Origin of the sequence: Arthrobacter sp. efr-133-TYG-104 (assembly GCF_030208915.1) — a bacterium.
Lineage (GTDB): Bacteria > Actinomycetota > Actinomycetes > Actinomycetales > Micrococcaceae > Arthrobacter.
Map to the genome: position 1 here is coordinate 16,114 of NZ_JARVTA010000013.1, position 14,442 is coordinate 30,555.

At 62.1% G+C, this 14,442-nt stretch carries 10 protein-coding genes; 2 read left to right on the top strand and 8 right to left on the bottom strand.

The features are described 5' to 3' along the window. The first annotated feature begins 15 nt into the window (after positions 1-15). Both QRN04_RS10825 and QRN04_RS10830 read left to right on the top strand, forming a co-directional pair. Positions 16-1,263 carry a thiolase family protein gene (locus tag QRN04_RS10825; RefSeq protein ID WP_284976034.1) on the top strand — a complete coding sequence of 416 codons (1,248 nt, stop codon included), beginning with the start codon at positions 16-18 and terminating at the stop codon, positions 1,261-1,263. Then, positions 1,260-3,404: a 3-hydroxyacyl-CoA dehydrogenase NAD-binding domain-containing protein gene (locus QRN04_RS10830; protein WP_284976035.1), complete on the top strand. Its 2,145-nt coding sequence runs from the start codon at positions 1,260-1,262 to the stop codon at positions 3,402-3,404. The genes QRN04_RS10825 and QRN04_RS10830 overlap by 4 nt, the downstream gene beginning before the upstream one ends. 95 nt (positions 3,405-3,499) lie before the next feature. Here the strand turns inward: QRN04_RS10830 and QRN04_RS10835 are convergent, their stop codons facing one another. The 8 genes from QRN04_RS10835 to QRN04_RS10870 form a co-directional block, all read right to left on the bottom strand. Continuing rightward, complete coding sequence (locus QRN04_RS10835; RefSeq protein ID WP_284976036.1) at positions 3,500-4,477, bottom strand: aldo/keto reductase; 978 nt, start codon at positions 4,475-4,477, stop codon at positions 3,500-3,502. 74 nt (positions 4,478-4,551) lie between these two features. Next, the gene (locus tag QRN04_RS10840) at positions 4,552-4,770 is read right to left on the bottom strand and encodes a helix-hairpin-helix domain-containing protein (RefSeq protein ID WP_284976037.1); all 219 of its coding nucleotides are present in this window, start codon (positions 4,768-4,770) and stop codon (positions 4,552-4,554) included. Between the two features lie 30 nt (positions 4,771-4,800). Continuing rightward, positions 4,801-5,361, bottom strand: a complete 561-nt coding sequence (locus QRN04_RS10845) for a hypothetical protein (RefSeq protein ID WP_284976038.1) — start codon at positions 5,359-5,361, stop codon at positions 4,801-4,803. Next, positions 5,358-5,924: a DUF402 domain-containing protein gene (locus QRN04_RS10850; RefSeq protein WP_284976039.1), complete on the bottom strand. Its 567-nt coding sequence runs from the start codon at positions 5,922-5,924 to the stop codon at positions 5,358-5,360. The genes QRN04_RS10845 and QRN04_RS10850 overlap by 4 nt, the downstream gene beginning before the upstream one ends. Continuing rightward, positions 5,921-7,894: a 1-deoxy-D-xylulose-5-phosphate synthase gene (dxs, locus tag QRN04_RS10855; RefSeq protein WP_284976040.1), complete on the bottom strand. Its 1,974-nt coding sequence runs from the start codon at positions 7,892-7,894 to the stop codon at positions 5,921-5,923. Before dxs ends, QRN04_RS10850 begins: the two co-directional genes overlap by 4 nt. Before the next feature lie 152 nt (positions 7,895-8,046). After that, complete coding sequence (locus QRN04_RS10860; protein WP_284976041.1) at positions 8,047-10,869, bottom strand: aconitate hydratase; 2,823 nt, start codon at positions 10,867-10,869, stop codon at positions 8,047-8,049. A gap of 185 nt (positions 10,870-11,054) precedes the next feature. Further along, positions 11,055-12,419: a class I SAM-dependent RNA methyltransferase gene (locus QRN04_RS10865; RefSeq protein ID WP_284976042.1), complete on the bottom strand. Its 1,365-nt coding sequence runs from the start codon at positions 12,417-12,419 to the stop codon at positions 11,055-11,057. Further along, positions 12,416-14,392, bottom strand: a complete 1,977-nt coding sequence (locus QRN04_RS10870; protein ID WP_284976043.1) for an APC family permease — start codon at positions 14,390-14,392, stop codon at positions 12,416-12,418. Before QRN04_RS10870 ends, QRN04_RS10865 begins: the two co-directional genes overlap by 4 nt. Between the last annotated feature and the right edge of the window lie 50 nt (positions 14,393-14,442).

Here is a 14,442-nt window from a genome sequence, read left to right on the forward strand (position 1 = left end):
AACGAGGAGTAATTCATGAGTCCATCACACAGTGCCCGGCGGACCGTCAGGGATGTCGTCTTCGTCGACGGTGTACGAACCCCCTTCGGCAAGGCGGGCGAGAAAGGCATCTATGCCGGCACTCGAGCCGATGACCTTGTGGTCAAGTGCATCCGCGAACTCATGCGCCGGAATCCTTCGTTGCCGGCCGAGCGCATCGATGAAGTAGCCATTGCAGCCACCACCCAGACCGGCGATCAGGGCCTCACTATCGGCCGCACGGCAGCGCTGTTGGCCGGGCTCCCCCGCAGCGTCCCCGGATTCGCCATCGACCGGATGTGCGCCGGCGCCATGACCGCGGTGACGACGACGGCCAGTGGCATCGGTTTTGGCGCCTATGACGTTGTCATCGCAGGCGGAGTGGAACACATGGGCAACCACCCCATGGGCGCCGGTGCCGATCCCAATCCCCGCTTCATGTCCGAGCGCCTGGTGGATCCGGCAGCATTGAACATGGGCAACACAGCCGAAAACCTGCACGATCGATTCCCCGCGATCACCAAAGCCCGTACAGACGCCTACGCGGCGTCGTCGCAGGCCAAACTTGCCACCGCCTACTCCAACGGGCAGATCCAGCCCGACTTGGTGCCCGTAGCCACCATGAAACCCGGGCAGGGATGGGCCCTGAACACCATCGATGAACCGCCTCGTCCAGGTACTACGGTGGATGACCTCGCAGAACTCCGTACCCCGTTCCGGGCTCACGGCAGAGTCACCGCCGGCAATGCTGCCGGTTTGAACGACGGCGCGACGGCGGCGGTTCTCGCCTCCGCGGATGCCGCCGAAGAACTTGGTTTGCCCGTCAAGATGCGCTTGGTCTCCTACGCTTTTGCCGGCGTCGAGCCTGAGGTCATGGGCATCGGACCGGTACCCGCCACGGAGAAGGCCCTGAAAAATGCGGGCCTCGGCATCGACGACATCGGGCTGTTCGAAATCAACGAAGCCTTCGCAGTGCAAGTTCTCAGCTTCCTTGACCACTTCGGCATCGCTGACGACGACCCTCGGGTGAACCGATATGGCGGGGCAATCGCCGTCGGGCATCCGCTTGCCTCTTCCGGCGTTCGGCTCATGAACCAGTTGGCGCGGCAGTTCAAGGAAGACCCAACGGTTCACTACGGCATCACCACCATGTGCATTGGGCTGGGCATGGGAGCCACCGTGATTTGGGAAAACCCGCACCACGCCGCCTATGAATCCTCCACCACCGAAGGAGCTGCCGCATGAGCACCCCCGAATTCCACAAGCTCGCCGCCTTGTTCCCTGATGAAGTCGTGACTCATTCCTACGTTCAGGACATCCAGCTCGCTGGCGGAGCGGGAACGTTCGCCTTGGTCACCCTCGACAACGGCCTGGACCACTCCAAGCCGACCACCCTCGGCCCCAACACCTTGGTGGAGCTCGGGGGCGTATTGGAAACGCTCAAGGAAAGGGCCGCCCGCGGCGAGATCGTCGGCGTCGGCGTCACGGGCAAACCATACTTCCTGGTGGCCGGTGCGGACCTATCAGCCGTAAAGACGCTCAAGGAACGTGAGCACGGACTGTGGATGGCCCAACTCGGCCATGCCGTCTACGCAACGCTGGCCGATCTCGGTGTTCCCAGCTTCGCCTTCATTAATGGCCTTGCACTGGGCGGCGGGCTTGAAATCGCCCTTCAGTCCACGTACCGCACTGTCTCCACAGGCGCGGGGGCGCTAGGTCTTCCGGAGGCTTTCATCGGCCTGGTACCGGGTTGGGGTGGCGTCTATATCCTTCCGCGCCTGATCGGTCCGGAGAACGCGGTCAAGGTGATGATTGAGAACCCCCTCAGCAATAACCGGACCCTCAGTGGGCAACAGGCGTACGAGCTCGGCGTTGCCGATGCCATCTTTGAACCTGCCGATTTCGTTGAGCAGTCACTGGCCTGGGCAGCGCAGGTCATTTCCGGAGAGGTAACGCCTGACCGGACTAACGCCGTCGATCCTTCCGATGCCGGTGTGGCGGACCGCTGGGCTGCCGCCGTCGCCGCTGGGCGCGCCTTTGTGGAGAGCAAGACATCCAACGCTTCCCCCGCTCCGGCCAAGGTCCTCGATGTCATGGAAGCTAACCGCACCATGACCCAGGCGGCGTCGGCTGAACTCGAGTGTGAAACGCTCGCAGGCTTGATGCAGACCGATGAATTCCGTTCCACCGTGTACGCCTTCCTGGACCTCGTCCAAAAGCGGTCCAAGCGTCCGGTGGGCGCCCCGGACCGGAAACTGGCTCGCCCGGTGACCAAGATCGGCGTCGTAGGGGCCGGTCTGATGGCCAGCCAGTTGGCGCTGCTGTTCGCCCGGCAGCTGAAGGTCCCAGTAGTCATGACGGACATCGACCAAGCACGCGTAGACAAGGGCGTTGCCTACGTCCACGCCGAAGTCGACAAGATGCTGGCCAAGAAACGGATGAAGCCCGACGCCGCGAACCGGACCAAAGCTCTGGTCACAGGTTCTGTTTCCAAGGAAGCCTTCGCCGACGCCGACTTCGTCATCGAAGCCGTTTTCGAGGAACTCAACGTGAAGAAGCAGGTATTCGCTGAGGTCGAAGCCATCGTCTCTCCCGAGTGCATTCTCGCCACCAACACCTCATCGCTTTCCGTCACCGCCATGGCCGAAGACTTGGAGCACCCCGAGCGCTTGGTGGGCTTCCACTTCTTCAACCCGGTGGCCGTCATGCCCTTGCTCGAGATCGTGCGGGCACCCAAGACGGACGACGCAGTGCTGGCAACCGCATTCGAACTCGCCAAGGGCCTCAAGAAAACGGCTGTCCTGGTCAAGGACGCCGCAGCCTTTGTGGTGAACCGCATCCTGCTCCGGCTGATGGGTGAGGTCATTGCGGCCTTCGACGAGGGCACTCCAGCCGAGGTTGCCGACTCGGCTTTGCGGCCCATGGGCCTTCCGATGTCCCCCTTCACCTTGAGCGCCATGGTGGGGCTGCCCATAGCCCAACACGTCCAAGAATCCCTGCACACCGCGTTCGGGGATCGTTTCCCGGTTTCGCAGAACCTGCAAAAGCTCATCGACAACGGGATTAAGACGCTGTGGGTCCCCGGTCCCGACGGGAAGCCCGTCATTCCGGCGGAAACGCTGGCAATCCTGTCCTTCGGCAATACCCCGTCCACCGGGGAGGAAGTCCTCCGACGAACGCAGGATGCCCTGGCCGAAGAAATTGGCCTGATGCTCAACGAAGGGATCGTCGCAGGACCTCAAGACATTGACCTGTGCGTCATCCTGGGCGCAGGCTGGCCCATGTTCCTTGGGGGCATCACCCCCTACCTGGACCGGGTGGGCGCCTCCGAGCGGGTCAACGGCAAGCGGTTCCTGGAGCCGGGAGTAGCATCGGCACCGGCCTAGCCACCGTCGCTCTCCCACTTCCCGCACTGCCTTGGACGGGAAGCACGGGAAGTGAGAGAGCGACAAGCACCATGCCGTGGGATGTGAGGTAGCGCCTAGAAGAGAGCCACCTTTGGCGCCTGCGGGAAAATCTCGTCAAGCTCGGCCCGCTCCTCGGGGGTAGGCACCCAGCGCACGGCTTCGGCGTTCTGACGGATTTGCTCCGGACGGGTTGCCCCGGCGATCACACTGCCGACGCCCGGCTGCGCGGCCAACCATGAGAACGCCAATTGCAGTTCGGTCAGGCCGCGTTCCTTGGCGAACTGGCTGAAGCGGCCCAACTGCTCCCAGTCGGCGTCGCTTACCAAGTTGGTGCGGGTGTGGCTCAGCCGTGAGCCTTCCGGCGCCTTACCCGGAGAGTATTTGCCCGTGAGCAAGCCGTTGGCAAGGGGGAAGTACGGAAGCACACCGAGTGAAAATGCTCCCGCGGCTGGCAACACCTCCAGCTCGGCGCGGCGATCCAGCAGGTTGTAGTGGTTTTGCGTCGAAATGAAGCGCGCACCGCCGGACTGCCGCGCAACGTACTCCGCCTCCGCGATCTGCCAGCCAGCAAAATTCGAATGTCCGAGGTAGCGCACTTTGCCGCTGGAGACCAGGTCATCAAGGGCCGCGAGTGTCTCATCGATGGGCGTCTGCGCATCAGGCGTATGGAACTGGTACAGATCGATCCACTCAGTATCCAAACGGCGCAGTGACGCTTCAACGGCCTTCATGATGTACCGGCGCGAACCGCGGGCACCAAAGTCGTTTCCGTTGACGCCCGCCATGTCCATCCCGAACTTGGTGCCGATCACGACGTCGTCCCGGCGCCCCTTCAAGGCCTTTCCCAGCATTACCTCACTGAGCCCTGGTTCACGTCCGTAGACATCGGCGACGTCGAAAAACGTCACCCCGGCGTCAACAGCGGCGTGGACGACGGCGTCGGTGCCCTCCTGCGACTCCGTGGGAGTGTTGGCGCGGCCGAGGTTGTTACAACCCAGCCCGACGGCGGAAACGGTCAAGCCGGAACGGCCAAGGCGTCGATATTCAGTCATGGCTTCAGCCTACCCTCGGCATCGGACAACAAGTGACCCAAGGCAACGAAGTGAAATCGCCGGGGGAAACGTGCCTACCGCGAGACGTAGGAGATACCGCATTCCTCCATGGCGTCCCCGAGCTGGGCTATGGCAACGGGCCCCAAACCGTGGAGTTCGGACGTCTCCCGCTCACCGAACTGCGCGAGTTGCTCCAGCGTCTCTATCCCTTGGTGGGCCAGTGCCCGTTTCGCCGGGGCCGCGAGGCCTTTCGGCAGGGGCGTATGTCCCGGCCAATTGCTCTTGGACGACATCGAGATCCCTCCTGGTGCGATGGGTGCTACTTAGAGAGTAAAGCCCACGCCCTGCTTGGGCGAGTGCTTCACCTTGAATTCAGTAGGGTCCCCATACGGGGCTGCCGCAATAGTGAGCTTGGTGAAGTCCAGATCCTCGTTGCGGACACAGATCTTGATCGCATTGACGGCCTTGTTGACGTCGGGGCAGAGGCAAAAGATGTTCAGCCGGAAATTGCCGATCTCCGTCCGATCCACCACTCCAAGGCCACGCCAGGCGAGCTCCCCCGTGAGGGCGGCTTTGGCTTTCCGTTCAAGGTGCCGGTCGCGTTCGGTGCCGTCTTGGGATTTCAGGGCAAGTTGGGCCACTACCCAGAACTGCTCCGATGGGGAAATTTGGGCATAGCCGTCTTCCTCGCATTGTGCGGCGAACGCAGCCATCAACCCCTCGACGGCGGACTCATCCCCCACCTCGGTTTCATCAGTCTTGCTTTGATGCCCCACTGCCCCATGGTTGACCACGAACTGGTGGTCGTCGTCGTCGTACCAGGCCTCCCTGAAGTGCAGGACTCCGTCGTCGTCGCGCTTGTATGTTCGGATAATGCCGCTCATGCCCGTCCTTTCGTGAACCACGCTGTGCTCACGCTGTTATTGCCTAAGTCAAAAGGCGCTCTCATGGTGCCCACAGCTTCAAGAAGCGCAGCACATTCTGCTTCCATGGCATCGATCACCGCTGCCGGATAACCCCATGCCACCTTACGGTCTTCGAATTCGTCCTCATCATCGACGAACACTCCACGGGTGATCGAGCGGATGACGTCCAGATCCATATCAATCATGTGGAACTCGGTGACTCCGGGCCTGATCGTTTTCCAGTCGTGCGCCGCGGCCAGGTCTACGTAGATCCGGAAGTCGCCAGGGTAGTCGTCGTCATAGAAAGTGGCGACGTACTCCCCCGTCCGAGGAACCAGCAGAAGCGCATCCGACGCCGTATAAAAGGCTGCACCGGGACGAGCACAAAACTCCCCCGCAGGCTGGAAAATCCACCAGCCATGAATGTCCTCACCCAAGTACCGGCCCGGGACCACCCAGTGCGCGGTCCCGTCCCATTTCCGGTTTCTGGACACAACCAAGTCGCCGGGCTGCAAGGCGCCCGGGGTGCGGAGCTCGGTCACAGCTTGGGCAGGCTGCCGGTAGTCGGATGCTCCTGACCCGGCAGCGGCCGGGCAAAGGGCACTTTCGTCCCCAAAACCTGGGCCACGACGTCGTGCGTTATCTTTTGTGCCGTGAGCCCAACGCGTTCCAAAACCTGGCTGCGGGTGCCGTGGTCAAGGAACTCAACGGGAAGACCGACCTCGTTCAGTGCTGTGTCCACACCTGCGGCACGCATTTCCTGGCGGATGCGTGAACCCACGCCACCGGCCCGGACGCCGTCCTCGATGCAGATCACAAGTCTGTGACGGGCTGCCAACGCGATGATGGACCGACGGACCGGAAGCACCCAACGGGGGTCCACCACCGTGGTGCTGATTCCTTGCGCGCCCAAACGGGCAGCAACATCGAGCGCGAGCTCGGACATAGCTCCGACGCTGACCACCAGGACATCGTTCTCAGTGGAACCCTCCGGGCGGCGCGCGAGGACGTCCACGCCGTCGGGAAGCCTTTCAATGGCCTCGACCTCGGCGCCGACGCTTCCTTTGGAGAACCGGACTACCGTGGGAGCATCGTTGACGGCTACGGCTTCGCGCAGTTCTTCGCGAAGCCGGGTGGCGTCCCGCGGCGCCGCCAAATGCAACCCGGGGACAATCTGGGCCATCGCCATGTCCCACATGCCGTGATGGCTGGGGCCGTCCGGACCGGTAACACCGGCCCGATCAAGGACGATCGTCACGCCGGCCTTGTGCAGGGCCACGTCCATGAGGAGCTGATCAAACGCCCGGTTCAAGAACGTTGCGTAAACAGCAACAACGGGATGCAGCCCACCGTACGCCATCCCCGCAGCTGACGTCAGTGCATGTTGCTCGGCAATGCCAACGTCAATAACCCGTTCCGGGTGGCGCTCGGCGAACTTATGAAGCCCGACGGGAATGAGCATGGCTCCTGTGACGCCCACAATGTCCGGGCGTTCATCGGCTATATCTGCGATTTCTTCGGCAAAAACAGAAGTCCAGGACCGGGCGCCGGGCATCTCGGTTGACTCGCCGGTTTCGGGATCGATGATTCCCACTGCATGGAATTGATCGGCCTCGTTGGCCAGGGCCGGGGCGTAGCCGTGGCCCTTTTCCGTCATGGCATGGACAATCACGGGGCCGCCGTAGGCCTTGGCGGTGTGGAGGGCGTTCTCCATGGCTTGGAGGTTATGGCCATCTACCGGGCCTATGTACTTCATGCCAAGGTCTTCAAACATGCCCTGGGGTGCCCACCAGTCCTTGATGCCTTTTTTCATGGCGTGCAGGCTCTTGTAGGTGAACTGGCCGGTGGGTCCGCCGTTCTGAAGTTTCTTCTTCCACCAATCCAGCATGCCCTCATAGGCAGGCGCGGTCCGGAGGGAGTCGATGGTGGGGCGCAAGGAAGCAAGGTAATCGGCGAAACCGCCGACAGTTGGTGCGTATGAGCGTCCATTGTCATTGACGACGATAACTACCCGACGGCGTTTATCGGAGGCGATGTTGTTGATGGCCTCCCAGGTCATGCCACCTGTCAGGGCGCCGTCGCCCACGACTGCGACGACGAAGCGGTCACCTTCACCGGTCAACTGCCGGGCACGCGAAATACCATCAGCCCATGACAGCGAGGAAGAAGCATGCGAGCTCTCCACGATGTCATGCGGGGATTCGCCGCGGTCAGGATAGCCGGACATGCCGCCCTGCTGGCGAAGGGTGCTGAAGTCTTGGCGCCCGGTGAGGAGCTTGTGCACATAGGACTGGTGACCGGTATCAAAGACGATGCTGTCCCGGGGAGATTCGAACATCCGATGGATGGCCAAGGTGAGCTCAACAACCCCGAGGTTGGGACCCAAGTGTCCACCCGTCGCGGCAACATTGGTGATCAGGAATGACCTGATTTCGCCGGCCAATTGTTCCAGCTCGGTGCTGGACAGTCTGGCCAGGTCCCGTGGATCCTTAACGGTTTCCAAAAGTCCCAACGGCCCTCCTTAGGGTGAATGACGTGCTTGTTAACTTTAGCGCGTGCGCCGGCCGGCGCGACTCGCTGCCGGGCCCGTCCGCGAAACCCGGAATGCCACAGCCCCGGCGGTCTTCCGACCAGCCGGGGCTGTGGCATTGAATCAGGTAGTGATCAGTTCTCGTGCTTTCCTGAGATCTGCCGAAGCACGTACTGCAGGATGCCGCCGTTGCGGTAGTAGTCAGCTTCGCCCGGGGTATCGATGCGGAGGACCGCATCGAAGGACTTTGCGGAGCCGTCCTCTGCCGTTGCCGTCACCTTGAGTGTCTTCGGAGTTGTGCCGTTGTTCAGCTCAGTAACGCCCTCGACGGCGAACGTTTCCGTACCGGTCAGGCCCAAGGTTGCAGCAGACTCGCCTGCCGGGAACTGGAGGGGAAGGACACCCATGCCGATCAGGTTGGAGCGGTGGATCCGCTCGTAGCTTTCAGCGATGACTGCCTTCACGCCCAGAAGCGCAGTGCCCTTGGCTGCCCAGTCACGGGAAGAACCCGAGCCGTATTCCTTGCCGGCCAGGACCACCAGGGGTGTTCCGGCAGCCTGGTAGTTCTGGGCTGCATCGTAGACGTATGCCTGCGGTGCACCTTCCTGGCTGAAGTCGCGGGTGAAGCCACCCTCGACGCCGTCCAGCAACTGGTTCTTGATGCGGATATTGGCGAAGGTGCCGCGGATCATGACCTCGTGGTTACCACGGCGTGAGCCGTAGGAGTTGAAGTCCTTGCGCTCCACGCCGTTAGCCAGCAAGTACTGACCAGCCGGGGTGTCCGACTTGAATGAGCCGGCCGGGGAGATGTGGTCCGTGGTAACCGAATCGCCAAGCTTCAGGAGCACGCGGGCGCCCGAGATGTCCTGGACGGGCTCCGGCTGGGCCTTCATGCCCTCGAAGTATGGAGGTTTGCGCACGTACGTGGAATCCTCGGCCCAAACGAAGGTGTCTCCGGCAGGGGTGTCCAACGCCTTCCAGCGGTCGTCGCCCTCGAAGACGCCTTCATAACCCTTGACGAACATTGCCTCGTCGATGGAGGAGTCGATGACTTCCTGCACCTCCGTGGGGTTCGGCCAGATGTCCTTTAGGAAGACCTCGTTGCCTTCGGAGTCCGTACCCAGGGCATCGGCGTCGAAATCGAAGTCCATGGTGCCAGCCAGTGCGTAGGCGATGACCAATGGCGGGGACGCCAGGTAGTTCATCTTGACGTCCGGGTTGATGCGGCCTTCAAAGTTACGGTTACCCGAAAGGACCGCCGCGACCGAAAGATCGTTGGCCTGGATCGCTTCGGAGATCTCCGGCTCAAGCGGGCCGGAGTTGCCAATGCAGGTGGCGCAACCATAACCCACGATGTAGAAGCCCAGCTTCTCCAGGTACGGCGTCAGGCCGGACTTTTCGTAGTAGTCCGTGACAACCTTGGAGCCGGGAGCAACTGAGGTCTTGACCCACGGCTTGGAGGTGAGGCCCTTCTCCACGGCGTTGCGTGCCAGCAAGGCAGCTGCGAGCATGACCGACGGGTTGGACGTGTTGGTGCATGAGGTGATCGAGGCGATCGACACTGCACCATGGTCCAGTTCGAACTCGCGGCCATCAGCGGTTGTGACGTTCACCTTGGTGGACGGGCGGCCGTTCGACTTGGGGCCGTGCGGGTGCGGCGCAACCTCGGCAATGTGGGTCGCGGAGCTGGTGTACGACGGCGAGTCCGAGGCCGGGAAGCTCTCGTCAATCGCTTCGTCGAGGCTACCGCCGGCCAGGTCCTCCTTGACGTAGTTGCGCAGATCTTCGCGGAACTGGGCTTTGGACTCCGTGAGGATGATGCGGTCCTGGGGACGCTTGGGGCCCGAAATCGAAGGGACAACCGTGGACAGATCAAGTTCCAGGAACTCGGAGAAGCGCAGTTCACGGGAAGGATTGTGCCAAAGGCCCTGTTCCTTGGCGTAGGCCTCAACGAGGGCGACATTCGCCTCGGAGCGGCCGGTCAAGCGGAGGTACTCAAGCGTGACGTCGTCGATCGGGAACATGGCAGCCGTGGAGCCGAACTCCGGGCTCATGTTTCCGATGGTTGCGCGGTTGGCGAGCGGCACAGCGGCAACGCCCTCACCGTAGAACTCGACAAACTTGCCCACGACGCCGTGCTTGCGCAGCATTTCGGTGATGGTCAGGACGACGTCGGTAGCGGTAGCGCCCGCGGGGATACTGCCCGTGAGCTTGAAGCCGACGACGCGGGGAATCAGCATGGAGACGGGCTGGCCCAACATGGCTGCCTCGGCTTCGATGCCGCCAACGCCCCAGCCCAGGATGCCCAAGCCGTTGACCATGGTGGTGTGCGAGTCGGTGCCAACGCAGGTGTCCGGGTAGGCGCGCAAAACGCCGTCGACCTCGCGGGTCATGACGGTGCGGGCCAGGTACTCAATGTTGACCTGGTGCACAATGCCGGTTCCGGGGGGAACTACCTTGAAGTCGTTGAAAGCCGTCTGGCCCCAACGAAGGAACTGGTAACGCTCGCCATTGCGCTGGTATTCGATCTCCATGTTGCGCTCCAGCGCGCCGGAGTTGCCGAAAACATCGATCTGGACTGAGTGGTCGATGACCATTTCAGCCGGAGCCAGCGGGTTGACTCGCTTTGGATCCCCGCCGAGTTCCTTAACGGCCTCGCGCATGGTGGCGAGGTCGACGATGCAGGGAACACCAGTGAAGTCCTGCATGATGACGCGGGCCGGGGTGAACTGGATTTCCGTGTCGGGCTCCGCGTTGGGATCCCAACCGGCCAGGGCGCGGACGTGGTCGGCCGTGATATTGGCGCCATCCTCAGTCCGCAGGAGGTTTTCAAGCAATACTTTAAGGCTGAACGGAAGGCTGTCTGCGCCCTCTACGGAGTTCAACCGGAAAATCTCATAATCGGTGCCGGCTACATTAAGTACGCCTTTGGAACCGAAGCTGTCCACAGTGCTCATGGCAGGACTCCTCTCGCAACAGTTTCATCTTTGTCGCGTGGTTGGCCGCTAGCCAGTTAGGCACGCCTTACTTAGCCGGCGACGTTTCTCTCTTGGTCGCCCCGTCGGCAGTTCATACCGCAGTACGGCAGACCGGGGCGGGACTACTAAAGCCATCGTAGTGGCATTGGCCTCCCGTGGGGCGGCTAGGAGGCCGGTACGATCAGCGCCACCGTTTCGAGGTGATGGGTATGCGGGTAGAGATCGAAGGCGCGCAGCGATTCCAGCCGCCATCCACCCTGCTGGAAGTAACCCACATCCCGGGCGAACGATGCGGGGTCGCAGGAGATATAGGCAATGGCGCGTGGTTGGGTATCGATGAGCTGCTGGACCACGGCCTTACCCGCCCCGGCCCGGGGAGGGTCGAGGACCACGGCGTCAAAACTGCGTGCACGCTGACGGAGTACCCGCTCCACCCGGCCTTGGACGATCTCCACATTCGACTCGCCGTGCAGGTTTTTCCTCGCGTCCCGGCTGGCACCCGGAGCGCCCTCAACAGAGAGCACCGATCCCGTGACTCCCACGGCTTCAGCCAAGGGAGCCGAGAAAAGGCCGGCGCCAGCGTACAGATCCGCCACAGTTGCGCCGGGCTCAAGGAACCCACCCTGGGCGAGGAATCCTGTCATTGCTGCGGTGAGGGTGTCTGGCGCGGCCCGGTGAATCTGCCAGAACCCCTCGCCACTGACGCGATACTCGTGGCCCGCAGCCGTTTCCTGCACCCAGGTCCTCCCCCGGAGCTGGACGGCATGGCCAGTGCCAGGCTCAAAGCTGGCCACGGATACGTCGGCCGGCAACTGCGCCGCCACGCTGTGGACTCGCTTGGGGCTGGTCGATTCCTCCGGAGCCACAAGAACCAAGGGTCGCGTGCCGTTCGCCGGTGCTGCAACTTCCACCCGCGCAATCCCCGTCCAATCCACGTCCCATAGCCGCAACTCATTGATGGCAGGAAGTGCCAGAGGCATGTCCTTGACCGGGATGACGAGGTCGGAACGATGCGCGTGCATGCCCAACCGTCCCTTGGAGGTCACGGCGAAGCCGACGCGCGTGCGCCAGCCGAGGCCGCCGTCGTCGTCCCCTACGGCTTCAACGTCGGTCACTCGCTCGATGCCGGCCAAGCGCTTGAGCTGCTCGGCTAGAACCAGGCCCTTCAGCTCCCGCTGCCATGGCAGGTCAATATGGCCGAGCTCGGCACCACCAACCGGGGGGCCGCCGTGGCGCCAGGAGTCCACGGAATCGGCAAGTTTCCACAAGTGGCGGACGCGGTGCGGCGAAGCGTTGAGGACGTCAACGACGTCGGCACGCCAGAAGTGCGAGGCTTCGCCGGAATCGGTCAACCTGATCCGGACCTTTTCCCCCGGGATCGCGTGGCGGACGAAAATCACGCGGCCTTCGTGCCGAGCGACGAAATGGCCGCCGTGGGCAATTGGCCCTACATCTACGACGAGTTCAGTCCCTGGCTCGTCGTGCCCTACGCTGCCGGCGGCCGGGGTGGAAGTGCTGTGGAAGGTCATTTGGTATCCTGCAGTGCCTTTGCTTCTTCGGAGGACTTCAACTGCCACGGGACGCTGGCCACCATCACACCTGGCTCGAAGTGGAGCCGGGTCTTGATTCTCAGGGCCGTCTGGTTGTGGACAAGTTGCTCCCACCATTTACCCACAACATATTCAGGGATATAGACCACGATCAGGTCCCGTGGGGAGTCGCGCCGCATGTTCTTGATGTAGTCCATGATAGGTGTCACCGTCTCTCGGTACGGGCTGGCCAAGACCGTCAACGGCACCGGAATCTCGAGCTTCTCCCAATCACGGACGGTGTGTTCTGTCTCTTCGGGGTTGATATCGACGGTCACCGCATCCAAACGCGAGGGGCGTGAGGCCCGTGCGTAAGCCAAAGCGCGCAGTACGGGTTTGCGGACGTGCGAGACAAGCAGCACGGCGTGGACGCGGGTGGGCAGGGCCCGGGGCGAGGAGTCCTCGTCCACCGCGAGTTCCTTGGCTACGTTGTCGTAGTGGGCGCGAATGCTCCACATGATCAGGAACAGCACAAACATGGCCAACAAGGCGATCCACGCACCCTGTTCGAACTTGGTGATCAGGACAATAGCCAGCACCAAGGCCGTCATGCCGAAACCGACCATGTTAATGGTTCGGGACTTGATGATGCGCCTGCGGACGGCTTTGTCCTTGGCCAGCTTCAGTTGCCGCCCCCAGTGCCGGATCATGCCGAGCTGGCTGGCGGTGAAGGAGATAAATACGCCCACGATGTACAGCTGGATGAGTTTGGTGACATCTGCGTTGAACGACAGGATCAGGACCAGCGCCCCCGCCGCCAGGGCCAGCACGCCGTTACTGAAAGCAAGCCTGTCACCACGGGTACGGAGCTGCCGGGGCAAGTATCCGTCTTGGGCGAGGATGGAGCCCAATACCGGAAAACCGTTGAACGCAGTGTTGGATGCGAAAACGAGGATGACGCCCGTGGCCGCCACCACGATGTAGAAAGGAATCGATCCGGCCCCGAAGATGGTGTCGGCGATCTGGCTGATTGCAGGGTTTTGGACATAGCCGTCCGGCAACGGTTTGCCGTCAACGAGGAATTCCGTGGCTGGATCCTGGACGATATGCACCTTGGTGGCGTTGGCCAGGAAGAGTATCCCGGCAAGCATTGCAGCCGCGATGGCACCGAGCAGCAGCAATGTAGTGGCCGCGTTTTTGCTCTTGGGCTTCTTGAAGTTCGGCACGCCGTTGCTGATGGCCTCGACGCCGGTCAGTGCAGCGGCGCCGGAGGAGAAGGCACGCAACAGCAGGAATCCACCGGCCAGTCCCACCAAGCCTTGGTCGAAACCCTGCTGCGGCACGATGGTGAAGTTAGCCGACGGCGCCTGCCCCAATTGCCCGGTGACAAATTGGAAGATACCGACGGCGGTCATGCCCAGGATGGAAGCCATAAAGATATAGGTAGGAACGGCAAACACCGAACCCGCTTCCTTAATGCCGCGGAGGTTAACCAACGCTAGGACCACAACGCCCACAGTGGCGATGACAGCCTGCTGTCCGTGCATCGACGGTATGGCCGTTGTCACATACGCGGCCGCAGATGACATGGACACGGCGACCGTGAGCACATAGTCAACCAAGAGCGCGGCGGCGACCGTGAGGCCTGCGTATTTCCCAAGGTTCACGTTCGCGATTTCATAGTCCCCACCGCCGGAGGGATATGCGTGGACATTTTGCCGGTAGGAAGCAACAACTGTGAGCAACACCACCATGACGGCGAGGCCAACCAGCGGCGAGATAGCCACGGCGCTCACCCCGGCCAACGCCAATGTCAGCAGGATTTCATCAGGGGCATAGGCCACCGACGAAAGGGCGTCAGAGGCGAAAATCGGCAAAGCGATGCGTTTGGGCAGCAAGGTATGGGCCAAGCGGTCGTTCCGGACCGGCTTGCCTACCAATATCCGCTTTGCGGCGTTGAGAATAGTCAGCACCCCGCAAAACTACTCTGAATCCACGGCGATGTCATGACGGTGGTCGCCGC